This is a genomic window from Nocardioides alcanivorans, from assembly GCF_021555175.1.
Taxonomy (GTDB): Bacteria; Actinomycetota; Actinomycetes; order Propionibacteriales; family Nocardioidaceae; genus Nocardioides; species Nocardioides alcanivorans.
The window spans coordinates 1-23,334 of the sequence record NZ_JAKGRW010000006.1 but is presented as its reverse complement, the minus strand read 5'-3'; the positions used below and the strand labels follow the sequence as shown (position 1 = coordinate 23,334).

Below are 23,334 nucleotides of genomic sequence, written 5' to 3'. Positions count from 1 at the left end.
TACGTCGGTCAGGGGGTTCCGCGCACCGGAGTCGGGGCTTCCGTGGACATTCGGGACGCTCCTGTCCACGCGTTCCACAACTCCGCGTAGCGTCCACCGGCGGCGACGAGCTCGTCGTGGGTGCCGCTCTCCACAACGCGACCGTCGGCCATCACGACCACGCGGTCGGCGCTGGCCGACTGGCTGAGGCGGTGGGCGATGACGAGTGCGCCGCGGCCCTGCGTGACCGCCAGTGCCGCGACGTCGAGGTCGCGGGCACCGGCAGAGCCTGCCTCGGCGGTCGCCTCGTCGAGGATCACGAACCACGGGTCGAGCAGTTCCAGCCTGGCCAGCGCGAGCTGTTGGGCGCGGGCGGGGGTGAGCTGCAGGCCGCCGTCGCCGACAACGGTGTCGAGGGTGTCGGGCAAGGTGTCGAGCCAAGCCTTCAGGCCGACCTTCTCCAGGGCCTGCAGCACCTCCTGGTCGGTGGCCTCGGGACAGCCGAGGGTGAGGTTGTCGCGCACCGACCCGGCGAAGACGTGCCCCTCCTGGCTGACCATCACCACCCGCGAGCGGACCCCCGACGACCGAGGTCGTCGTACGTCTGCCCGGCGAGGGTGACCTCGCCGATGCTCGGCGGCAACAGGCCTGCGGCGATGCGGCCCAGCGTCGACTTCCCGGCCCCGGTGGCTCCGACGACGGCCACGCGTTCCCCGGGGGACAGGACGAGGTCGGTGGGGGTGAGCACCGGGCGGTCCTCGACGTAGGAGTGGCCGGTGGCGCGGAGCTCGAGGGCGCCGTGCCGCTCGGGCACGACGGCGGGGCTGCCGCCGGGGTCTCGGCGAGTCCGACGAGGCGGGCCAACGAGGCACCGGTCGACTGGAGCTTGTCGAAGACGAAGAGCAGGGCGCTCACCGGGTCGAACAGCCGGTGGAAGTAGAGGGCTGCCGTGGTGACCGCGCCGACGGTGACCCGTTCGGTCTCGACCAGCCAGAAGCCGGTGCCGAGCACGGCGCACAGGCCGACCACCTCGGCCCGGTTGGCTGCGGCGAAGAACTTCGTGAGGAGCACGAAGACGCCGAGCGTGATGTCGCGGGCGTGCCCGGAGCGTTCCTCGACGACGGCCAGCTGCTGGTCCTGCAGCCCGAGCGCGCGCACCGTGTCGGAGCCGTTGAGGGCGCCGACCATGGCCTGGGCGCGCTGCCCCTGGGCGATCCGTTCCTCCCGGTAGCGCGGACCGGACCGGGGCAGGTACCACCACAGGCCCCGGGCATAGAAGGGCGCGGCGAGGAGCCCCGCCAACGCCAGCCGCCAGTCGAGCGCGGCGAGACCGCCGAGGGTGAAGCCGATCAGGACCACCGAGTTGATCAGCGTCGGCACGAAGTCGCTGACCGAGTCGGCCACCAGGCGGGCGTCGTCACCGACGCGGGCGAGCAGGTCGCCGGTGCCCGAGGACTCGAGCGCGGCGGCCTCCACGTGGAGCGCTCGATCGAGTGATTCCTCGCGCAGCTCGGCCACGGCCGGCTCCGCGGCGCGGGCCAGCAGGCTGATCGACAACGCAGTGAAGAGCGCCGACGCCAGGGCGGCACCGGCGATGGCCACCACGGGCCGGGTGATGGAGTCACCGCCGGTGGTGACGATGTCGACGATGCGCCCGAGCATCCACGGTGGCACCAGCGCCAGGGCGCCGACGGCCAGGAAGGACAGGGCGGAGCCGAGCAGCGGCCACCGGCGGGCCGAGACCAGCCGGAGCGTGGCCCGGGTCGTCGTGCGCAGGTCCGCGGTGGGCAGGAGCAGGCGGTCACTCATCGCAGCACCAGTTCCCGATAGGTCGGATGGTCGGTCAGGTCATGGTGGGTGCCGGTGGCGACCACCCGGTCGTCCTCGACCAGCACCACCCGGTGGGCAACGGCGAGCAGGGCGGGAGAGGTGGTGACCAGCCACGTGCTCCGGTTGCTGCCTGCCCCATGACGGTGGCCCCGAAGGCCCTGCGCGATCCGGTGCTCGGTGACGGCGTCGACCGCACTCGTCGGGTCGTGCAGCACGAGCAGCGGTGGGTCGGCCAGCAGCGCCCGGGCGAGGCTGATGCGCTGGCGCTGTCCGCCGGAGTGCGTGGCGCCGTCGGGATGGACGCGTTGGTCGAGGCCGTCGGGGGACAGGTCCACGACGTCGGTGGCAGCCGAGGCCTCGAGGGCGGCGGTCAGTGCTGCGGGCGAGCAGCCAACGGCCGGAGTGATGGTCTCGGCCAGGGTCCCTTCGAAGAGGTCGACCCGGTGCGGGTTGACGACGACGAGGTCACGGCGGGCCTCGAGGCTCACCTCGTCCAGTGGTACGTCGCCCACCGTGATCCCGCTGTCGCCGTCGGCGAGGCGTGCCAACAGTGCCTCCGCCCGGCCCGCGTCGGCGACGACGATGCCGAGCAACTCGCCCTGGGTCGACTCGAAGTCGGGGGCCGTGCACCGCCACGGTGCGGCTGCGTCGGGGGTCACGTCACCCGCGGCGACCCGGGCCTTGGCCTGCAGGTGAGTGACGATCCGCTCCGCAGAGGCCCGGGCCCGGGCGATCTGGGCGCTGATGGAGCCGATCACCTGGATGGGACTGGTCAGGTAGCTGCTCAGCCCGACCACCACGACGAGTTCGCCGATGCTGATCTCACCGTCGAGTGCCAGGTTGCCGGCGAGCAGCGCGACGAGGGCGAGGAAGAGTCCGCCGGCCAGCTGGGTGGCCGCGATCATCGATCCGAACGCCTCGGCGTTGCGGATGCCGGCGATCCAGGCATGGCGGCTGATCCGGCGGTAGCGGCGGCTCGCCTCGTCCTCGGCCGAGAGCCCCTGGACCACCCGGATGCCGCGCACGAGATCGGTCGCCACCCCGGCTGCCGCGGAGACGGCCTCCTCCTGCTTGGTGGTGCGTCGTGCGATGAGCGGGGTGAGGGCCTGGAGGACCAGCACCACGACGGGCACGCCGATGAGCACCGTCAGGCCCAGGCCCACGTCGATGCGCAGCAGCACCACGGCGGCGATCACGAGAGAGCCGATGGCCGCGAGGCTGTAGCCCAGGGAGCGGATGGTGAAGCCGACGTTGTCGGTGTCGGAGGTCGCCAACGAGAGGGTCTGTCCGGTCAGCGGCCCGTCGGCAACGCCGCGTGGGTCGAGCGAGCGACCGGTGATCTCCAGCCGCAGCCGGTGCATCTCCCACTGGACGACGGTGAAGCCCATCCGGGCACCGAAACGGTAGGACAAGGACAGCACGAGGAAGAGCAGACAGATGCCGGCGCCCGACCAGAGCAGCGCACTCAGGTCGGAGGTCGCGACGGCCTTGTCGATGACCAGGCCGATCGCGACCGGCACCAGGGTCTCGCACACCTGCCAGAGGGTGAGCAGCGTCAAGAAGCCGGCCATCCGACCGGGGTTGCGACGTACCCCCGTCGCAGGAGGGCCCACGCGGTCTTCGGAGCCGGCTCAGACATGGCTCACCGGTACGACCACGGGACGCCCCTCCACCGGGTCGTCGAAGACGTGGGCGCGGAGGCCGAACGTCTCCCACAGCATCGCGGGTGTGAGTACGTCGCGCGGTGGCCCCGCGGTGACCAGCCGGCCGTCCTTGAGCACCACGAGGTGGTCGCTGTAGCGCGCGGCGAGACTGAGGTCGTGGAGGACGGCGACGACGGTGCGCCCCATGTCGTCACGCAGCCGGCCGACCAGGTCGAGCACCTCGACTGCGTGGGCCAGGTCGAGGTGGGTGGTCGGTTCGTCGAGGAGCAGCAGCTCGGTCTGCTGAGCCAAGGTCATCGCGATCCATGCGCGCTGTCGCTGGCCGCCGGAGAGCTCGTCGAGGGGGCGCCCCGCGAGATCGGAGATCCCGGTGGCCTCCATCGCCTCGGCGACGATGCGGTCGTCCTGGGTGCTCCAGGAACGCCACCACGGTTGGTGCGGCTGGCGCCCCATGCTCACGAGATCCTCGACGTTCATGCCCTCGGGGCGACCGGCACCTGCGGGAGCATGGCGAGCTCGGTGGCGAGGTCCTTCGGTCGCAGGTCGGCGATCGGGCGGTCGCGGCAGAGCACGTCACCCGAGGTGGGGACGAGCAGGCGCGCCATCACTCGGAGCGTGGTCGACTTGCCGCACCCGTTGGGGCCGATGATCGAGGTGAAGCGGCCGGCGGGGATCTCGATGTCCAGGTCGTGCAGGATCCTTGCCGATCCGTAGCCCGCCGTGACGCGTTGGAGGCGCAGCGGTGTCTCGGTGGTGAGCAGGGTGTCAGACACGGGTCCTCCGCGTGGTTCGCAGCAACAGGTTGAGCAGGAAGATCGCGCCCAGCACACCAGTGGGCACACCCACGGGCAGCTCGCCGGGGATGCGCTGCACCAGCAGGTCGGCGCCGAGGACGAGCGTGGCACCGAGCAGCCCGGCGGCCAAGGGCGGGGGCCGGCGGTGCCGAAGAGACGCATCGCGCCCTGGGCGGCGACGAAGGCGACGAAGGCGACCGGGCCGGCCACCGCGCAGGCCCCGGCGACGAGAAGCACCGCGACCAGCAGGGCGACGGCCTCGATGCGGGCCGGGCGGCCGCCGAGCAGCTGGGTCAGGTCGCGGCCCATGCGCAGCCGGGCGAGACCCTGGTGCAGCACCACGCAGACGGCGGCACCGGCAAGGACCAGGGGGAGGAGCCGCTCCACGTCGGACATGCGGGCTGGTGCCAACGACCCGGTGAGCCACCGCATCGCGAGTTGGGCGCTGTAGTCCTCGGTGCGGGTGAGGGCGAAGCTGACCCCGGCGATCGCGATGGCATTGACGCTCAGGCCGACCAGGATCAGGCGCAGCCCGTCGAAGCCGGCGCGCCACGACAACGCAAGGATCAAGGCGGTGGTGAGCAGGCCTCCCAGCATTGCCGCCAAGGAGATTGCCTCCCCGGTCGGCAGGTTGCCGAAGAGCTTGCGCAGGCTCGGTTGGGTGGCCACGGCAACGGCGCAGAGGCTGGCGCCGGAGATGACGCCCAGGATGTCGGGACTGGCAATCGGGTTGCGGGTGATCGACTGGGTCAGCGCGCCCGCGCAGCCCAGGGCGAAGCCGACGAGGACGGCTGCCAGGGCCCGGGCGAGCCGGTGGTCGACGATCACCAGCTGCTCGACCCGGTTGCCGTTGCCGGCAATGGCAGCGAGCACCCGGTCGGGTTCGAAGTGCAGGGTGCCGGTGAACACCGAGACGGCCAGGAGCGCGACCAGCACCACCGTCGTACCCAGTCCGGCGAGCAGGGCACGCCACCGAACGCGGACCGCGAACGGTCCCAGGGCCAGGCCGCGCCGTCGGACGGCGAGTCGAGCGGTGCTCACAGGCTCACCAACCTCCGGTGTCGGGTGATGGCCAACAGCACCGGGGCTCCGACGAAGGCGAGCACGATGCCGACCTGGAGCTCGCCGTGCTCGGGGATGACTCGGCCGACGGTGTCGGCCACCAGGATCAGGCAGCCCCCGATGATGCCGGCGCACGGCACCAACCAACGTTGGTCGTGACCGGTGACGAAACGGGCAGCGTGCGGCGCCACCAGGCCGAGGAAGGCAATCGGGCCGCACAGCGCGGTCACCGGTCCGACCAGCAGCGTGATCGCGACGATGCCCGTGACCCGGGTGGTGCGTACCCGGGTGCCGAGCGACTGGGCGACCTCGTCGCCGAGGCCGAGCGCGTTGAGCGAGAAGGAGTTGTGGAGGGCCAGCAGCGCACCGAAGGTCATGATGGGGACCAGCCAGAGCATCAGGTCCTGGTTGCGGTTGGCGAGCGAGCCGACCTCCCAGAAGCGCATCACGTCGAGCGTCTGGCGGTCGAGCAGGATCAGTGCCGAGGTGAGGGAGCTCAGCAGCACGGCCGCCGTCGTGCCGATGATCGCCAGCATTGCCAGCCCATTGGTGTGCTGCCCTCGCAGGCCGAGCACGAAGACCGCGGTGGTCACTGTCGCCGCCCCGAGGAGGGCGGCGATCACGGTGGCGGCGGTGCTGGTGGCGGAGAACCCGAAGGTGAGTACGGCGACCGCGAACGTCGCGCCTGCGTTGACCCCGAAGAGTCCGGGATCGGCCAGTGGGTTGCGGGTGTGCCCCTGCATGAGCGCGCCGGCCATGCCGAGTGCCACCCCCGCCGCGAGGCCCAGCAGGGTGCGCGGAAGTCGCTGGCTGGTGATCACGGTCGCGTTGTCGGAGTCGACGCCGTGCAACAGTGATGCGAGCACCTCGCCGAAGGGGATCGACCTGCTGCCGAAGGCGAGGCTGATCAGCACCGCAAGCCCCAGGAGAGCGAGCAGGATCAGGAGGAAGGTGCCCGAGATCCGGGCGGACCTCGTAAGGCCGAGACGCATGGAGATAGGTTAGCCTCGCCTTATTCCGGGGTTGGTCACCGGGCCATCCCGAACTGCTAGGAGAAACGCATGCGTTCCGCCCGCCGACACAGCCGCCTTCTCGGGGTCGCCATCGCCGCCCTGACCCTGCTTCCGCTTGCCGCCTGTGGCAGCGACGACGGTGGCAACGATGCCAAGGAGCCGGCCCCCGCGTCGCGGAGGGATGCGCCGACGCCCCCGAGGAGGTTGCCGATGAAGGCACCCGCACCGTCACCGACACCTACAACGGTGACGTCGAGGGCGTGCCGAACGACCCGAAGCGGATCGTGGCCCTCTGGCGGGTGGGCAGTGAGCTGGCCGATCTCTGCGTCGTGCCGGTGGGTCAGCTCGACGGAGAGTTCCTCGAGGACGAGATCGACCCGGCGATCTGGTCCAACTACAAGGACATCCCGACGGTCGGCAACTACGACGGACTCGACATCGAGAAGCTGATCGAGCTCGATCCGGATCTCGTGATCGGGATGGACCACGGCGGCTTGGGCATCGACTACGAAGAGGTCGCCGAGCTGTTCCCGACGGTGATCCTCGGGATCGAGGAGCCCACCAACGTGTGGGACAACTACCCGCAGATCGCCGACCTGGTCGGTCGCTCCACCGACTACGAGGAGGGCAACGCGGCGATCGACGCCCAACTTGCGGAGATCAAGGAGGAGTTCGGTGACGAGCTCGCCGATCTCAGGGTGACGTCGCTCAACATGGCCGACCAGCTCTACGTCGACACCTCGAAGTCGCTCTCCTACCGCCGGATGGATGCCGCGGGCTTCGTCTACAACCCCGACTACACCTCCAGCCCGGAGCGCTACGTCGAGGAGTTCGCCACCGAGAACCTCGCTGACCTGGCCGACCAGGACATCATCTTCTACGAGGTCGACCGGGACGGAGAGGTCGAGGGCCCGCTGCAGGAGATCCTCGACTCCGCGTCCTTCAAACGACTGCCGGCCGTGAAGGCGGGCAACGTGTTCCCGTTGGCCACCGGCACCGTCTACACCTTCGACGCGGCGCAGTTGCAGGTCGACGACCTGCGTGACGCGGCCGAGGGCTACGAGGCACCGTGATCCGTGACTGAAGGGCTCTGCTCGGCCGTGGCCCGTTGCTCCTCACCCGAGGATCAGCGGGCCACGCGCTTTCCGCGGTAGGGGCCCGGGGGAGGGGCGTACGTCGGGGTCTCGATCAAGTCGACCGCGTCGACGCCAGCGGTGCTGGGGGCGTGCTCGTCCGCGGGCGCGGGGCCGTCCTCCGCAGGCGTCGGTGCGAGCAGGAGACCGGCCTTGCGCAGCACGCGCGCGCCCAGCAGGAGTCCGGCGAAGAGACAGGCTGCGGCACCCAGGCAGGCCAGCGCGAGGAAGAGCCAGGCATTGGTCTCGCCGTCGCGTGCTGCCGTGCCGAAGTCGATGGCGGCCTTGACCAGGTAGCCCCACGCGACCACGCAGACGGTGATGCCCAGGCACAGGATCAGGCTCGCCCGACTGGGCAGGGCGCGCTTGCGCTGCGCCCGCCGCGTCCCGACTCGCTTCCCCTTGGCCATGGTGCTGGCCATTCTGTCAGGTCCCGCCAGCGGTCGAGGTGGAACCGGTGAGCCGCCCTGGTGGGCGTGTCGTACGACGTACGAGCGGGATTTGTCGGTGGGTTCGGAGAGCATGAAAAACGCCACGCCGATTGACTTGCAAGCCGTCGGCTCGCGACGTACGGTTACCACTACATCTAGTAGTTACACCGTTGTGGTTCTCCACATCTAGTCCACAGAAACTAGGTGCGAATTCCACAGGTCAAGCCGAGTTGTCCACAGCTCGGCCCACTTCCGTACGCAGGCCCACCGGACAACCACAACGAGAGACAGGCCCCAGGGGCCGCTGCTCGGTGTGCTCCGACGTGTCCGCGCCCCGATTGCACCACACCTTGCCGCACCCGAAGGAGAGAGGACCCCGATGCACTGCCCCTACTGCCGCAGCACCGACACCCGGGTGCTCGATTCGCGGGTGCTCGACGAGGGCAGCGCGATCCGGCGTCGGCGTACCTGCCCGTCGTGCGAGAAGCGCTTCACCACCGTGGAACAGATGCAGTTGACCGTGCTCAAGCGCTCCGGTGCCACCGAGCCCTTCACCCGCGAGAAGGCGGTGCGTGGGGTGCGCAAGGCGTGCAAGGGCCGCCCGGTGACCGAGGACCAACTGGCCTGCCTGGGACGTGACGTCGAGGACGCACTGCGTGCCGCGGCCTGGGCCGAGGTGCCCGCCAACGAGGTTGGTCTCGCGATCCTCGGACCGTTGCGCGCGCTCGACGAGGTGGCCTATCTCAGGTTCGCCTCGGTCTATCGCGCGTTCGAGTCCGCCGAGGACTTCGAGTCCGAGATCGAGATGCTCCGCATGGAGCGCGCCAACCAGCCCGCATCGACGGGCTGACCCAGACCACCCGGCACGGAGTGGGGAAGCTTCGTGCCGGGTGCAAAACGTGAGGTGACAGGTCGAGGTCACCACCGCATCACCGCAACACCATCGCCGCAAGACCGACGAATCAGTGCAACCGAGGAACGAAGGGGACCAGGCAGCATGACGGAGACCGTGGACAACGGGCAGCAGACCGCGGGTGGCTTGACCATCGAGCGCGTTTTCAGCACGGAGGGCGTGCACCCCTACGACGAGATCACGTGGGAGCGACGAGACGTCGTCCAGACCAACTGGAAGACCGGCGAGTCGGTCTTCGAGCAGCGCGGTGTGGAGTTCCCCGACTTCTGGTCGGTCAACGCCTCCACCATCGTCACGACCAAGTACTTCCGCGGCGCCGTCGGCACCGATGCTCGTGAGTGGAGCCTCAAGCAGCTCATCGACCGGGTCGTGAAGACCTACACCGACGCCGGTCAGGAACACGGCTACTTCGCCACCGAAGCCGACGCCGAGCTCTTCGAGCACGAGCTCACCTGGCTCCTGGTGCACCAGTACTTCTCGTTCAACAGCCCCGTCTGGTTCAACGTCGGCACCCAGTCCCCGCAGCAGGTGTCGGCCTGCTTCATCCTGTCTGTCGACGACTCGATGGACTCGATCCTCAACTGGTACAAGGAAGAGGGCTTCATCTTCAAGGGCGGCTCCGGTGCCGGCCTGAACCTCTCCCGCATCCGGTCCTCGAAGGAGCTCCTCTCCTCCGGTGGCACCGCCTCCGGCCCGGTCTCCTTCATGCGTGGCGCCGACGCCTCCGCCGGCACCATCAAGTCCGGTGGTGCCACCCGTCGTGCCGCCAAGATGGTCGTGCTCGACGTCGACCACCCCGACATCGAGGAGTTCGTCGCGACCAAGGCGCGCGAGGAGGACAAGATCCGCGCCCTGCGTGACGCCGGCTTCGACATGGACCTCGGTGGCGCCGACATCACCTCGGTGCAGTACCAGAACGCCAACAACTCGGTGCGCGTCACCGACGAGTTCATGCGCGCGGTCGAGGACGGCACCGACTTCGGGCTGCGTGCTCGCGGCACCGGCGAGGTCATCGAGACCGTCGACGCCCGCTCGCTCTTCACCAAGATCGCCGAAGCCGCCTGGGAGTGCGCCGACCCGGGCCTGCAGTACGACGACACGATCAACGACTGGCACACCAACCCCGAGACCGGCCGCATCACCGCGTCCAACCCCTGCTCGGAATACATGTCGCTCGACAACTCGTCGTGCAACCTGGCCTCGCTCAACCTGCTGAAGTTCCTCCGCGACGACGACACGTTCGACGCCGAGCGCTTCAAGCAGGCGGTGGAGTTCATCATCACCGCGATGGACATCTCCATCTGCTTCGCCGACTTCCCGACCGAGTCCATCGGCAAGACCACCGTCGACTACCGCCAGCTCGGCATCGGCTATGCCAACCTCGGCGCGCTGCTGATGGCGATGGGCCTGGGCTACGACTCCGACGGTGGCCGGTCGATGGCCGCCACGATCACCTCGTTGATGACCGGCACGTCGTACCGTCGTTCGGCCGAGCTCGCCTCCGTCGTCGGCCCGTACGCCGGCTACGCCCGCAACGCCGAGGCGCACAAGCGCGTCATGCGCAAGCACCAGGCCGCCAACGACGCCGTGCGCACCCTGCACACCGAGGACCTGGCCGTGCACAAGCTGGCCACCGCCGAGTGGGCCCAGGTCCAGGAGCTCGGTGCTGCCAACGGCTTCCGCAACGCTCAGGCCTCCGTGCTCGCTCCGACCGGCACCATCGGCTTCATGATGGACTGCGACACCACCGGCATCGAGCCCGACTTCTCCTTGGTCAAGTTCAAGAAGCTCGTCGGTGGCGGTTCCATGCAGATCGTCAACCAGACGATCCCGCGGGCGCTGCGCAAGCTGGGCTACCAGCCCGAGCAGGTGGAGGCGATCGTCTCCTACATCGCCGAGCACGGCCATGTCGTCGATGCCCCGGGCCTGCGCACGGAGCACTACGAGATCTTCGACACCGCCATGGGCGAGCGTGCGCTCAAGCCCATGGGCCACGTGCGGATGATGGCTGCCGCGCAGCCGTTCCTCTCCGGGGCGATCAGCAAGACCGTCAACCTGCCCGAGTCGGCGACGGTCGAGGAGATCGAAGACATCTACCTGCAGTCGTGGAAGCTGGGCCTCAAGGCCACGGCGATCTATCGCGACAACTGCAAGGTCGGCCAGCCGCTCTCGTCCGGCAAGGGCGAGAACAAGGGCACCGACTCCAACGCGTCGGCAGCGACCACCGCGACCAACGAGGTTGCCGAGAAGGTCGTCGAGAAGATCGTCTACCGACCGACCCGCAAGCGTCTCCCCAAGAGCCGCATCTCGCGCACCACGTCCTTCACTGTGGGTGGGGCCGAGGGTTACATGACCTCCGGCGCCCACGACGACGGCCAGCTCGGTGAGGTCTTCCTCAAGCTCGGCAAGCAGGGCTCGACCCTGGCCGGCGTGATGGACGCCTTCTCGATCGCGGTGAGCATCGGCCTGCAGTACGGCGTGCCGCTGGAGACCTACGTCTCGAAGTTCACCAACCTGCGATTCGAGCCTGCCGGCATGACCGACGACCCGGATGTGCGGATGGCGCAGTCGATCATGGACTACATCTTCCGCCGCCTGGCCTTGGACTACCTGTCCTTCGAGGACCGCTCGATGCTCGGCATCTACTCCGCTGAAGAGCGTCAGCGCCACCTCGAGACCGGTTCCTATGAGCTGGTCGAGGCCAGCGAGCTCGAGTCGTTGAAGTCCGAGCCCGTCGTGGAGGCCCCGGCCGCCGCGCCGGTCGACGACGTGGTCGAGGCGACCGTGGTCGACGACAAGCAGGCCCACACGACCGCTGAGCTGCTCGAGAAGATCTCGGGCAGCGCGATCGACAGCCCGCTCTGCTTCACCTGCGGCACCAAGATGCGCCCCGCCGGCTCGTGCCACGTGTGCGAGGGCTGTGGCAGCACCAGCGGCTGCAGCTGACAAGTTGCCTGACGAGGGTCCGGAGCGGAATCCGCTCCGGGCCCTCGGTGCATTTCCGGGTGCTCGGATCGGCTCATCGGACTGGTTGCGGGGCGGCGAGAGCGGCGTAGCGTATCGGTTGGCGAGACTCGCAAAGTTTCAAGGAGCGGTGATCGGGGAGGCTGGACGGCGATGATTCCGGATGAGAACAGATTCGAAAGTCAACCCGAAGAAGCGCTCCCCGATGATGTGGACCTGCCACACGCTTGGCAGGTAGAGCCCCCAGACGCCTCCAGCGAGGCCGATGTCGCGCGGCTCAAGGAGTTGTTGTGCGCTCAGCAGGAAGACGGTCGAGGCTGGTCCACCGCGTCCGCCGATGACGTCCTGGTCGACGTCGGAGACACCGGGACCCGCATGCGTGAGAACGTCGTGGTGCGCGACCGTGCCGGCGTGATCCGGGCGTGGGGCACCGTCCACGACCGAGCCTCTGGGCGGATGATGTTTCGCCACGTGGTCGATCGTGACCTGCCGGCCGCCGATGCCGACGTCTGCTCCGACGTACTCTTCGCCTGGGCTGAAGCGCAGGCCGCCACGGTGGGCGCCGCGCGAGGCCTCGCTGTCCAGCAGATCGATCTCGAGGCGTTCGCCGACGACGAACGTCAGCACAAGTGGCTGGAGAACGCGGGCTTCAACAGGGTGCGCAGCTGGTGGCAGATGAGCCGCCAGGTCGAGGCGCCCGAGACTGACCTGGTGCCGTCACCCGTCTCCTGGGAGAAGGAGGGGGTCCGCTTCCGGCTGGTACGTCGTGCCGGCAACGGGATGCCCGACGAAGACGACCTGCATGCGGTGCACGATGTGCTCGAAGAAGCCTTCACCGACCACTTCAACTCCAACGAGGAGACGTTCGAGGAGTTCGTCTTCCGCCTCCGCGAGGACCCGGGGCATCGCTGGGACCACTGGTGGCTCGCTGAGCTGATGGACGGCTCCCACCCGCAACCTGTGGGGGCACTGGTGGGCACCGAGCTCGGCGGCGATCCTGCAGGCTCCTACGTTGCCTACATCGGCGTGCGGTCCCTTGCTCGGGGTCGGGGAGTGGCGAAAGGGATGCTCAACACGATCATTGCCGACGCTGCCGGACGTGGTCGCAACCGGGTGGCGCTCGAGGTCGACGCCGACTCACCCACCGGGGCCGAGGGCCTCTATGTCTCCATGGGGTGGGTGACCAAGTATGTGACCGAGTCGTGGCACAAGGACGTGCCGGTGGCCGAGGAGGTGCAAGGATGAAGGACAACAAGGTGCTGGCCGCGCTCGTGGGGATCGTGGTCTTCCTGGTGGTGTTCCTGGTGGTGGCCAGCCTCGTCAACTGGCTCCTCACCTGACGCGTCAGCGAGGTCGCCCCGACAGCGTCGGAGTCCGGGCGCCGCGGCGCCGCACGAGTCACCTCAACTCATAGGAGTCACCCGAGACGATGAAGCCGACATCGTCGCCTCGCGTGCACTCGATGCCCGTCGCCAAGGCGGTGCAGGCGAGGTCCCCGAGGACGATTCTGTTGCCTGGAGCAAGGCCGGCCGACTGCTCGCCGAGGAAGTCGACGGTCGGGTTCGCCGCCGCGTCGAACCAACCGACATCACCCGAGGCGCCGGACTCGTCGTCCAACGCTGCCATCAGGGCGAAGTCCCCGACGCAGGCGAAGTGCGCCCCATCAGCGCCGAGGGTCAGCACCTGTCCCCACGAGAGCTCGCAGTCGCCGGGCTTGTCGGGAGGCTGATAGCCATGCTCGGGGACATCGCAACGAACCTGAGTACGTTCCAGATTGCACAGCACCGACCCGTCGGGCGAGACGAACGCTGCCTGGCCGGCGGTGGAGACGTCATAGACCTGGCCCTCCTGCGGGTCGTCGACGTCGTCGTCCGACACTGCTGCCCACACCAGCGCGGCAGACATGATCACCACCGCTGCGGTCACCGCGGTGGCGGCGATCAAGGGCCAGTTCCGGCCGGCGCGGGGCGGTGGGCCGGGCCGCGAACCGGGCGGTGCACTGCCCCAGTCCGACATGCCTGAGTGGTTGTCCACCATGGTCGCCTCCGTCCTGTCTGCGAGATCACCCTTCCCGGGGCGCCCGCGTCCCAACCACAGGCGTAGGATTTCGGACGATGAACGGCGACGACTACTGCGAGATGTGTGACCTCCCGCTGAGCCAGTGCCACCACGGGCGTCCGCCAGCACCGGAACCGGTGGCCCAGCCCAAGGCTCCAGCTCCCCGCAAGACCAAGGCACCGAGCACGCCACGAGCCAGGAAGAGCACCGAGCCGCCCGTCGCGACGCGGAGCGCCGTACGCAAGTGGACGTCGTCCGAGGAGCTTGAGCCGCTGATCCTCCAGCTTCTGGAGGAGGCCGACGGTGAGCTCGACAACGACCTCGCGCTCGCGGCCATCGAGGAGCGTCTGGAGGAGCACTTCCGCTCCGGTGACCGCGACCGTACGCCGACCGGCGAGTTGCGCTGGCAGCTCGCGGCCCGCAAGGCGAGGCAGAGCCTCATCCGTCAGGGCCTCATGACCAAGGAGCGTCCCGGCGCCTGGACCCTGCCCTGACCCGGCCCGACCCGAGCCACCTGATCGCACCATCCTGCGCGATCGGGTGGCTCAGGTGATTTCTGGGCCCACCCCAGGCGTTCGTCACCCCTGCGTCTGCACGAGTGGTCACCCAATGGACACCGAGATGTCGCCCTGAGGCTCCCAACGAGTCGTGTGTCACCGGTTCCGTGCGGTCCAGACCACTTCAACGGAAGGAAACACCCGTGCTCGGACGCAAACGTTTCGCGCTCGCCGCCGCTGCCACAGCGGGGCTGGTGCTCGTTGGCACGATCGCTGCTCAGGCAGAGCTCACGCAGTACCCGACTGGCTTCTCGGACGAGAAGTCCGCAGACCTTGCCTCCCAGATCGACCCCTCCAAGCCTCGCAACGTCATCTTGATCATCGGCGACGGCATGGACGACTCCGTCATCACCGCGGCGCGCAACTACGAGCACGGCGCCAGCGGCCGCTTCGCGGCGCTGGACGCGCTTCCGTTCACGGGTGCCATGACGACGCACGGCTACAAGGCGGGTGAGGGCCCGGACTACCCGATCGCCTACGTCTCCGACTCCGCCCCGACGGCCTCGGCCTGGTCGACCGGCAAGAAGACCATCGACGGTCGTATCTCGCAGGGACCGAGTACCGCGGCCAACGTCCCCGGCGAGGACTACGGAACCGTCCTCGAGCAGTTCAAGCAGGACGGCAAGCTCGTCGGCAACGTCTCCACCGCGGAGATCACCGACGCCACGCCGGCCGCGGCGGCCTCGCACATCAACGCCCGCGCCTGCCAGGGCCCGGCGGACATGGCCAACTGCACGTCGGCCAAGAAGTCCGAAGGTGGCAAGGGCTCGATCTCGGAGCAGCTCGTCGACAACAAGATCGACGTGCTCATGGGCGGCGGCCTCAACCGTTACAACCAGGCCACGGACGCGGGACCGACCGTCAAGGAGTACGCCGAGTCCGAGCACGGCTACCGGCTCGTCGAGGACAAGGACTCGATGGAGGCGATCAACTCCCTCGAGGACGGTCCGGTGCTCGGCCTCTTCACCGGCGGCAACATGACCCCGATCTACGAGCCGCTGGTCGCCCAGCCCGGCGGCGTGGGTGGGCCGGACACCCGGTGCACCGAGGCCGATCGCGGCGACCAGCCGAGCATTGCCGACATGACGAAGAAGGCCATCGAGCTCCTCGACAACGACGAGGGCTTCTTCCTGCAGGCCGAGAGCGCCATGATCGACAAGCAGGAGCACGCCTCCGACATCTGCGGCGCCATCGGCGACCTCAAGTCGCTCGATGAGACCGTCCAGGTCGCGCTCGACTACCAGGAGCAGAACCCCGACACCCTGATCATCGTCACCGGTGACCACGGCCACTCCACCCAGATCGTCGGCAGCGCCGGCGAGGGCCGCCAGACCGCGACGGTCCAGACCGCCGACGGCGACCCGATGACGGTGGCCTACTCGACCGCCGAGTCGGGCTCCAACCACACCGGCACCCAGATCCGGGTCGCCGCCTCCGGCCCGCAGGCCGCCAACGTGACCGGTGTGATCGACCAGACCGACCTCTTCGCGACGATGCTGGGGCGCACCCCGAGCGAGGTCGGTACGCCGACGCCCGCCACCCCGAAGCCGGCCGCCTCGGTCGCTGCGGTCAAGAAGATCTCGGTCAAGCAGATCAAGAAGCAGGGTCTGCAGGTCGCGGTTGCCGCCTCGTCCGCGACCAAGGTCAAGGTGACGGTCAAGAAGGGCGCGAAGACCCTCGCGAGCAAGAACGCCCCCACCAAGGGTGGCGTCGTGAAGGTCAAGGTCAAGAATGCGAAGAAGGGCAAGCTGAAGGTCGTCGTCACGGCGACCGGCGCCGGCGGCACTGCCACCGCCAAGCAGCAGGTGAAGGTCACCAAGTGACCCGCTGAACCGCAAGACGTCGATGCCCGTGCAGCAGCAGCTGCACGGGCATCGACGCTTGTGGCCTTCGGGGTCAGCTCAGCGTTTGACCTTCGCGGTCTTGCCGCTGGCCTTGGTCACCGTCTTGTAGCCACCGAGCTTGCCGGTGACCTTGACCTGGATCCGCTTCTTCCGGTCAGCGGCCTTCAACTTGTAGGTCTTCTTGGTCGCGCCCTTGATCGGCTTGCCGCCGCGGAGCCACTGGTAGGAGAACTTCACCTTCTTGGGCTGCCACGCTCCCGGCTTCGCGGTGAGCTTCTTGCCCACCGTGGCCTTCCCGGAGACCCTCGGCTTCTTCGCCTTCATCGCGAGCTTCTTGATGACCTTCGGCGCGCTCACGTTGTCGACGGCTCGGTCGCCGGCGCGGGTCGCGGTGACGCGCGCTTCGATCTTGGTGGCCTTGGCGATCTTGTTGGTCACCTTGAGCTTGCGCTTGGTGGCCTTCTTGATGGGAACGCCGTCCTGCTCCCACTGGATGCGGAGCTTGGCGTTGCCGGGCCACTTGCTGGTGGCCACCTTGATCTTCTTGCCCACCTTCGGCGTGCCCTTGACCTTGACCTTGCCCTGCTTGATCGCGGGTGCCGCGCCCAGCTTCACGGTGTAGGAGCGCTTCACTGCTGCACTGCTGGGCCAGGTGATGGCCGTGGCGTCCTGCAACGCGTAGGAACCGGTCCCGGAGGGACCGTCCCAGTACTCGGCGACGTTGCCGGCGGGGGTGTTCTTGTCGGGATAGAACTTGACCTTGTAGTTGCGTCCCTCGACGAGACGGAACTTGCCGTTCGCATCGGTCTCGATCGGGCCGTACTGGGCGGACTGGTAGGGGCCGCCGGCCTTCTGCTGGATCCACAGGCCGACGGGGGCGTACTTCAACGGACGGTTGGCGCTGTCGGTCGCGGTGAACACCACGGTCTTGCGGCGCTTGAGCACCAGGTCGGGCACCTTCGTCGCCTTGCCGGCCGAGACCTTCACCGTCGCCGACGGGCTGGTGTAGACGGGGTCGTCGGCCTGATAGCCGCTGTAGCTGGCGCTGATCACGTAGGAACCGGGGATCGTGTTGCCGGTCCATTCGCCGGTGCGGGTGTCGTAGGTGCCGTTGGAGTTGACCGTGAACCCGTAACCGCCGCTGCTGGGGAGTCCTGCACCATCACCGAGACGTCCTTCATCTCGGCGGTCGTCGGTCCGGTGACCTTGCCGGTCATCCATCCGGGCTGCTCGAGCACCACGTTGGCGAGGGTGACCTTGCCGCCGTTGACGGTGACGTAGCTGGAGCCGTAAGGGCTCCACTTGTTCTTGTAGTACTCGTAGCCGAGAGCATCGTTGCTGGGATAGATCCGCACCTGGTACTTGCCGTTGGGCACGTCCTTGATCGTGAAGACGCCGTTGGCGTTGGTGTTGCCCGAGCGGTAGGCGTTGTCGTGGAAGCCGTCGGCATTCAGCCGGTCGAGGGCGATCCACGCCCCGGCCTCGGGCTTGGCCGACTGGCCTGCCAGCTGTCCGAGAACCTTACCGGTCACGACCCCCTTCGCAGCAGCCTCGGCTGGTACGGCGACCAACCAGGTGCCGAGCAGTGCCACCAGCACGGTGACGACGGACAGGCGTATGCGCCTCGCGGACATCGGGGCTCCCCTCACGAACTCTCCCGCCGACCGCGGGCCAATGCTCGTCCTACCGCGAACGGAGCGCGGGCAAACCCCCTGCGGATGTGTTTCGGTGCACGTGGGCCTAGCCTCGGTCCATGCGTGAACTCACGGCAGCGGACCTCGAACACCTCGAGCGGTGCGTGGAACTGGCACGGGACGCCATGGCGGCAGGGGAGGAGCCCTTCGGCTCGGTGCTCGTGGACGGTGAGGGGCTGGTGCGGGCCGAGGACATCAACCGGACGGCGGGCGGGGACAGCACCCGGCATCCGGAGTTCGAGCTTGCCCGCTGGGCGGCCGAACACCTCACTCCCGAGGAGCGGTCCGTCTCGACGGTCTACACCTCGGGCGAGCACTGCCCCATGTGCGCGGCCGCGCACGGCTGGGTGGGCCTCGGCCGCATCGTGTACGTCGCCTCGTCGGCCCAGCTCACCACGTGGCGGCGGGAGCTCGGCTGGCCGGACGGACCTGTCGCCGCGATCCCGGCCCGGGAGATCGCGCCACACGTGGAGGTGCTCGGCCCGGTGCCGGCACTGGCCGAGCAGATGCGCGAGGTCCACCTCGAGCACACCCGCCGGCTCCGGGGGTGACTCGAATCGTGTGAGGAGCCCGGGGTCAGGTAGCATCGAACGCGTTGCCGGGTCCTGACCGACCTTGCCGGGCACCTTCCGCGAACGGTCACCGCGACTCACACTCCACAGCGAGCAGTTCTCGCAGACCCGGGTAGTTCCATCCCGAGCATCCTCGATGCCTCGGGCGCCCGTCCCGCTGGGACGGCGCAGGAGTTGGCCGCTCGCCGTCGAGGTGGGGGTCCCGCAGTCGCAAGAGGCGACGTACGAGGAGAGTCGATTGGCACAGCGACGCCAGAACCGCAGCGGCGGAGGGCGCAAGCAACGGGACAACGAGGGCATCCTTCCTGTGCTCGCCAAGGCCGTCCGCGAGGTCGAACATGACGTCCAGCGGCGCCAGATCAGCACCACCACGCACACCAAGTTCCAAGTGATCGCCCTGCTCGCGCGCGATGAGCGCAAGCGGGTCAAGGCCGACACCGACCTCTCCGAGGCCCAGCGCGACGGCCAGCTCAAACGGCTCGACGGGATCGCCACGATCCTTGCCCAGACAGCGGCCAGTGAGCCCCAGTTCTTCCACCTCCTGGCCGACGAGGCCGAGGTGTCCGAGTCCGCCAAGCGGATGATGCGCGAGATGCAGATCGCAGGCGGCATGCAGCCGCCGCCCGAGAAGGAGCCGGCCCCGGAGGACCCCGAGGCCGTCGCCCGCCACGAGCGTCAGGTCACGCCGCCCAGCGTCCGCGCAGCCCAACTGGCCCAGCCGTTCCGGGCCCCCGTCTATCTCACCCCGGTCGAGATGCCGCAGGAGCGGCGCCTCATCGGGTGGGAGCTCATCGAGCCACTGCTCAACTCCTTCGAACAGGCCAAGCCGGGTGCTCGCTCCTCCATGGAGCTGCCCGAGCCGCTCACCACGACCACGCCCAGCGGCCGAGAGCTCATGCTCCACCAGGCCCAGGTGATCTCCTCGGCAGCCAAGGGGCACCGCACCTTCCTGCTGGCCGACGAGCCCGGTCTGGGCAAGACGGCGCAGGCGCTGCTGGCAGCGGAGGCCGCGGGGGCCTATCCGCTGCTCTGCGTCGTCCCCAACGTCGTCAAGACCAACTGGGCGCGCGAGGCCAAGGCGTGGACCCCGCACCGCAACGTCACCGTGATCCACGGCGACGGCGAGTCGATGGACGGGTTCGCCGACATCGTGGTCGTCAACTACGAGGTCCTCGACCGCCACGTCGACTGGATGGGCAACCATGGCTTCCGCGGCATGGTGGTCGACGAGGCCCACTTCATCAAGAACCGCAAGTCGCAGCGCTCCCGCAACGTGCTCGACATCGCCGACCGGCTCCGCCGTCGTAGCGGGAACCCGCTGATGATGGCGCTGACCGGCACCCCGCTCATCAATGACGTCGACGACTTCCGGGCCGTGTGGGAGTTCCTCGGCTGGATCGACCAGAAGGTGCCCACCCGTCCGCTGATGGCGGCGTTGGAGCGCACCGGTCTGACCCCGATCGACCACGCCTTCTATCCGGCAGCTCGCTCAGCGGTGGTCGATCAGGGGATCGTGCGGCGTCGCAAGGTCGACGTCGCCTCCGACATCCCTGCCCGCCGGGTGGCGGACCTCCCGGTCGAGCTCGAGGGCGCTCTCGGCCGCTCCATCCGTGACGCCGAGCGCGAACTGGCCACCCGCCTCATGCAGCGCTACGACGCTGCGATCGCGACCCGTGCTGCCAAGGCAGCCAAGGCGGGCGAAGAGTTCGATGCTGGCGAGATCGACCTCGACCTGGTCCGCCGCGTTGCGGGCTGGGAGGTCAACGACGCCAACGGCGCCTCCACCGGCGGCAACGTCTTCTCGATGGTGCGCGAGATCGGTCGCGCCAAGGTCACCATGGCCGCGGACTATGCCGCGCAACTGGCGCACAGCACCGGCAAGGTCGTCTTCTTCGCCAAGCACATCGACGTCATGGACACCGCGCAGGCCTACTTCGAGCAGCGTGGCATCCGTTATGCCACGGTGCGCGGCGATCAGTCGAGCACCACGCGACAGAACCAGATCGATGCCTTCGTCAACGATCCCGAGGTCAAGGTCATCGTCTGCTCGTTGACCGCGGCTGGGGTCGGCCTCAACCTGCAGGTGTCGTCCAACGTGGTGCTCGCCGAGCTCTCGTGGACCAATGCCGAGCAGACCCAGGCCATCGACCGGGTGCACCGCATCGGCCAGACCGAGCCGGTCACCGCGTGGCGGCTCATCGCGGCGCAGACGATCGACGCCCGCATCGCCCAACTCATCGACTCCAAGGCGAGCCTGGCGGCCCGAGCGTTGGACGGCTCCGACGAGGAGATCGTCGACTCCGCCGACATCCAGGTCGAGGCCTTGGTGGGCCTGCTCGAGGACGCACTCAGGGAGCGTGCCGCACTCGCCTGAGGAGCTGTGTCGGGCATCACGTTGGCCCACCCTCGCATTTAGGTAAGGCTTGCCTTATCTGAATCTCGATGCGAGGAGTCTTCATGCGCCCCATCCGTGTTGCCGTCGTCGGCGCCGGCCCTGCCGGCATCTATGCCGCTGACATCTTGACCAAGGAGTACGACGCAGCGGAGGTCGACGTCCTCGACCGGCTTCCCGCGCCGTACGGTCTGGTGCGTTATGGCGTGGCGCCGGACCATCCACGGATCAAGGAGATCATCAAGGCCCTGGGCCGGGTGCTCGCGAACCCGCGGATCCGTTTCCTGGGCAACGTGGAGTTCGGCACCGATCTGAAGCTGACCGACCTGCAGCACCACTACGACGCCGTCATCGTGGCGACCGGTGCCGCCACGGATCGTCCTCTGGACATCCCCGGCATCGACCTTCCCGGCAGCCATGGTGCCGCCGACTTTGTCTCCTGGTATGCCGGTCACCCGGACGTGCCGCGGGACTGGACCCTGGATGCCGAGTCGGTTGCGGTGATCGGGGCCGGCAACGTCGGGCTCGACGTCGCCCGGATGCTCGCCAAGCCGGCAGACGAACAGCTCACCACCGAGATCGCCGACAACGTCCATCGTGGTCTTGCCGCCAACCGGGCCAAGGACGTGCACGTCTTCGCCCGTCGCGGTCCGGCGCAGGTCAAGTTCTCGCCCATGGAGCTGCGGGAACTCTCCCACTCCCCGAGTGTCGACGTGCTGGTGGAGGAGGACGGCTTCCAGATCGATGAGGCCAGCCAGTCGGTCATCAGCTCGAACAAGGGCGTCAGGCTCGTCGTGGACACCCTGCTGAAGTATCTGGAGGCGACACCCACGGGTGCCGCGCATCGGATCCACCTCCACCTGTGCCACGCACCCGTCGCGTTGCTGGGAGAGGGGCGGGTCGAGGCGATCCGCACCGAGCGGACCCAGCTCGACGGCACCGGCAACGCGGTCGGCACGGGGAGTACGTCGAGACCCCGGTCCAAGCCGTCTACCGGGCGGTGGGCTACCTCTCGTCGCACCTGCCCGACCTGCCCTTCGACCACGCCGCAGGTGTGGTCCCGAACGATGCCGGCCGGGTGCTCGACCTCGACGGGATGGCGGTCCCCGGCGTGTATGCCACCGGATGGGTGAAGCGCGGCCCGGTCGGGCTCATCGGGCACACCAAGTCGGATGCGGCCGAGACCATCCGGAGCCTCCTCGACGATCTCGACGGCATCCCGGTGCCGGAGTCGCCGGCGCGTGAGTCGATCCTCGAGCACCTGGCCGCCCGCGGGGTGGACGTCGTGACCCACGAGGACTGGCTGCGCCTCGACGCCCACGAACTCGCGCTCGGGGAGTCGGGTGGTCGCGAACGGATCAAGGTCGTGCCCCGTGAGGAGATGATCCGCGCGGCGCGTAGCTGACCACCCCGGGCGCCGCCCGCCCACCGCGATAGTCCCTGACGAATTTGTAGTCCCCGCCGCGTTTCACTACAAGTTCGTCCGGGACTATGCCTCGTCGTCGGCGGCAAAGCGGCGACGGGCCCGGCTGCCCAGCCAGGCGAGCAGGAGGAGTCCGGCGGCAACCGCCAACGGGACCCAGGCGCGGCCACCCCAGATGGCCTCGACGACGGCGAACCCGATCGTGACATAGATCGTCGCCCAGAAGAGGGCGCCGATCGCGAGCGCCGGAGCGAAGCGGGGAGCGGCATGCGCAGCGACCCGGCCGCCGCCAGCACCGCGGTCTGGAGCCCCACGGTCAAGAAGCAGGCGGTGACCGCAGGTGCGCCGTACCTGCGCACGATCGTCTCACCGCGGATGATCTTCTCGCTCTCGGCGAGATGGCTCCTGCGGTCGGCCGCGCTGCGGACCCCACGGCCCACGGCGTACGTCGCTCCGCCGCGCACGCATGCGAGCACGAACAGGAAGCAGAAGAGCGGGACGACCGGCCAGTCAGGCACCCCCACATCGTCCATGGTCCTCCCAAACCATGGACGAGTGGGGCGGTCGGTCAACGGATCGGTTCGACCTCCCCGTGGTCGGCCACCGTCGCCGCCAGGGCACTGAGGTGGTGGCCGCCGGTTCCGAGCCACTGCTCGAGCGTGAACAGGTGCGCGGTGTGGGCGCCGATCGCGTATTCGGCAGTCATGCCGATGCCGCCGTGCAACTGGATGGACTCGTGGCCGATGAGCCGGCCAGCCTTGGCGACCTGGAAGGCTGCCCGGGTGCTGGCCTCGGCCAGTTCCTCGGGCGCCTCTGCCTCGACCATCGTGGCCCAGCCGACCAGGCTCCGGGTGAGCTCAGGGCGATGTAGAGGTCGGCGGCCCGGAAGGTGAGCGACTGGAAGTTGTTGAGGGTGACGCCGAACTGCTTGCGGCTGGTCAGGTAGCCGGCCGTCATCCGTGGCGGAGTCCATCGTGCCGACGGCTCCGGTTGCCGGCGGCCACCCGGGTT

The 23,334-nt window shown here is 68.7% G+C and carries 18 protein-coding genes and 4 pseudogenes; 10 read left to right on the top strand and 12 right to left on the bottom strand.

From position 1 onward, the window contains the following. Window positions 1–8: 8 nt before the first annotated feature. The 7 genes and pseudogenes from L1066_RS29075 to L1066_RS02930 all read right to left on the bottom strand — a co-directional run. A pseudogene (locus L1066_RS29075) lies at window positions 9–209 on the bottom strand (ABC transporter ATP-binding protein); the annotation flags it as partial. 126 nt (window positions 210–335) lie between these two features. After that, window positions 336–685 (bottom strand): annotated as a pseudogene (locus tag L1066_RS29070) (ATP-binding cassette domain-containing protein); the annotation flags it as partial. Window positions 686–951: 266 nt separating this feature from the next. After that, window positions 952–1,641: pseudogene (locus L1066_RS28350) on the bottom strand (ABC transporter transmembrane domain-containing protein); the annotation flags it as partial. Between the two features lie 143 nt (window positions 1,642–1,784). After that, entirely contained in the window at window positions 1,785–3,380 is a 1,596-nt protein-coding gene (locus L1066_RS02940; protein WP_235734900.1) for an ABC transporter ATP-binding protein, read from the bottom strand. A gap of 60 nt (window positions 3,381–3,440) precedes the next feature. Further along, a complete protein-coding gene (locus tag L1066_RS26360; RefSeq protein WP_283095258.1) occupies window positions 3,441–3,950 on the bottom strand; it encodes an ABC transporter ATP-binding protein in 510 nt (169 codons plus the stop codon). Beyond that, window positions 3,947–5,308 (bottom strand): iron chelate uptake ABC transporter family permease subunit, encoded by a 1,362-nt coding sequence (locus L1066_RS26355; RefSeq protein WP_312006845.1) that lies wholly within the window; start codon window positions 5,306–5,308, stop codon window positions 3,947–3,949. Before L1066_RS26355 ends, L1066_RS26360 begins: the two co-directional genes overlap by 4 nt. Further along, on the bottom strand, window positions 5,305–6,321 hold the full coding sequence (locus L1066_RS02930) for a FecCD family ABC transporter permease (RefSeq protein ID WP_235734899.1): 1,017 nt from the start codon (window positions 6,319–6,321) through the stop codon (window positions 5,305–5,307). The genes L1066_RS26355 and L1066_RS02930 overlap by 4 nt, the downstream gene beginning before the upstream one ends. Before the next feature lie 281 nt (window positions 6,322–6,602). On the opposite strand from L1066_RS02930, the gene L1066_RS02925 reads away from it, so the two are divergent. Beyond that, window positions 6,603–7,415 carry an ABC transporter substrate-binding protein gene (locus tag L1066_RS02925; RefSeq protein WP_235734898.1) on the top strand — a complete coding sequence of 271 codons (813 nt, stop codon included), beginning with the start codon at window positions 6,603–6,605 and terminating at the stop codon, window positions 7,413–7,415. A gap of 53 nt (window positions 7,416–7,468) precedes the next feature. Here L1066_RS02925 and L1066_RS02920 read toward each other — a convergent pair whose 3' ends face one another. Further along, complete coding sequence (locus L1066_RS02920; protein WP_235734897.1) at window positions 7,469–7,885, bottom strand: hypothetical protein; 417 nt, start codon at window positions 7,883–7,885, stop codon at window positions 7,469–7,471. 400 nt (window positions 7,886–8,285) lie between these two features. Between L1066_RS02920 and nrdR the strand changes: the two genes are divergently transcribed. The 3 genes from nrdR (at window position 8,286) to L1066_RS02905 (ending at window position 13,028) form a co-directional block, all read left to right on the top strand. Continuing rightward, on the top strand, window positions 8,286–8,756 hold the full coding sequence (nrdR, locus tag L1066_RS02915; RefSeq protein WP_235734896.1) for a transcriptional regulator NrdR: 471 nt from the start codon (window positions 8,286–8,288) through the stop codon (window positions 8,754–8,756). Window positions 8,757–8,903: 147 nt separating this feature from the next. After that, window positions 8,904–11,765 carry a vitamin B12-dependent ribonucleotide reductase gene (locus L1066_RS02910; RefSeq protein ID WP_235734895.1) on the top strand — a complete coding sequence of 954 codons (2,862 nt, stop codon included), beginning with the start codon at window positions 8,904–8,906 and terminating at the stop codon, window positions 11,763–11,765. A 228-nt stretch (window positions 11,766–11,993) separates the two neighbouring features. Then, window positions 11,994–13,028 (top strand): GNAT family N-acetyltransferase, encoded by a 1,035-nt coding sequence (locus tag L1066_RS02905; RefSeq protein ID WP_235734894.1) that lies wholly within the window; start codon window positions 11,994–11,996, stop codon window positions 13,026–13,028. A gap of 153 nt (window positions 13,029–13,181) precedes the next feature. Here L1066_RS02905 and L1066_RS02900 read toward each other — a convergent pair whose 3' ends face one another. Continuing rightward, window positions 13,182–13,820 carry a hypothetical protein gene (locus L1066_RS02900; RefSeq protein WP_235734893.1) on the bottom strand — a complete coding sequence of 213 codons (639 nt, stop codon included), beginning with the start codon at window positions 13,818–13,820 and terminating at the stop codon, window positions 13,182–13,184. 77 nt (window positions 13,821–13,897) lie between these two features. On the opposite strand from L1066_RS02900, the gene L1066_RS02895 reads away from it, so the two are divergent. Beyond that, window positions 13,898–14,335 carry a hypothetical protein gene (locus L1066_RS02895; RefSeq protein WP_235734892.1) on the top strand — a complete coding sequence of 146 codons (438 nt, stop codon included), beginning with the start codon at window positions 13,898–13,900 and terminating at the stop codon, window positions 14,333–14,335. Window positions 14,336–14,541: 206 nt separating this feature from the next. Further along, window positions 14,542–16,221 carry an alkaline phosphatase gene (locus L1066_RS02890; RefSeq protein WP_235734891.1) on the top strand — a complete coding sequence of 560 codons (1,680 nt, stop codon included), beginning with the start codon at window positions 14,542–14,544 and terminating at the stop codon, window positions 16,219–16,221. Window positions 16,222–16,299: 78 nt separating this feature from the next. Here L1066_RS02890 and L1066_RS02885 read toward each other — a convergent pair whose 3' ends face one another. Together L1066_RS02885 and L1066_RS02880 are read right to left on the bottom strand one after the other, a co-directional pair. After that, window positions 16,300–17,295 carry a hypothetical protein gene (locus L1066_RS02885; RefSeq protein ID WP_235734890.1) on the bottom strand — a complete coding sequence of 332 codons (996 nt, stop codon included), beginning with the start codon at window positions 17,293–17,295 and terminating at the stop codon, window positions 16,300–16,302. Further along, window positions 17,292–17,876, bottom strand: coding sequence for a peptidase associated/transthyretin-like domain-containing protein (locus L1066_RS02880; RefSeq protein ID WP_235734889.1), 585 nt, complete (start codon window positions 17,874–17,876; stop codon window positions 17,292–17,294). Before L1066_RS02880 ends, L1066_RS02885 begins: the two co-directional genes overlap by 4 nt. 119 nt (window positions 17,877–17,995) lie before the next feature. Here L1066_RS02880 and L1066_RS02875 point away from each other — a divergent pair, with 119 nt between their 5' ends. The 4 genes from L1066_RS02875 (at window position 17,996) to L1066_RS02860 (ending at window position 22,305) form a co-directional block, all read left to right on the top strand. Beyond that, window positions 17,996–18,487: a nucleoside deaminase gene (locus L1066_RS02875; protein ID WP_235734888.1), complete on the top strand. Its 492-nt coding sequence runs from the start codon at window positions 17,996–17,998 to the stop codon at window positions 18,485–18,487. Window positions 18,488–18,746: 259 nt separating this feature from the next. Further along, complete coding sequence (locus L1066_RS02870; RefSeq protein ID WP_235734887.1) at window positions 18,747–20,882, top strand: DEAD/DEAH box helicase; 2,136 nt, start codon at window positions 18,747–18,749, stop codon at window positions 20,880–20,882. An 83-nt stretch (window positions 20,883–20,965) separates the two neighbouring features. After that, window positions 20,966–22,033: an FAD-dependent oxidoreductase gene (locus L1066_RS02865; RefSeq protein WP_235734886.1), complete on the top strand. Its 1,068-nt coding sequence runs from the start codon at window positions 20,966–20,968 to the stop codon at window positions 22,031–22,033. After that, the gene (locus L1066_RS02860; RefSeq protein WP_235734885.1) at window positions 22,012–22,305 is read left to right on the top strand and encodes a hypothetical protein; all 294 of its coding nucleotides are present in this window, start codon (window positions 22,012–22,014) and stop codon (window positions 22,303–22,305) included. The genes L1066_RS02865 and L1066_RS02860 overlap by 22 nt, the downstream gene beginning before the upstream one ends. 586 nt (window positions 22,306–22,891) lie before the next feature. Here L1066_RS02860 and L1066_RS02855 read toward each other — a convergent pair. Continuing rightward, window positions 22,892–23,334, bottom strand: a pseudogene (locus tag L1066_RS02855) (hypothetical protein); the annotation flags it as partial.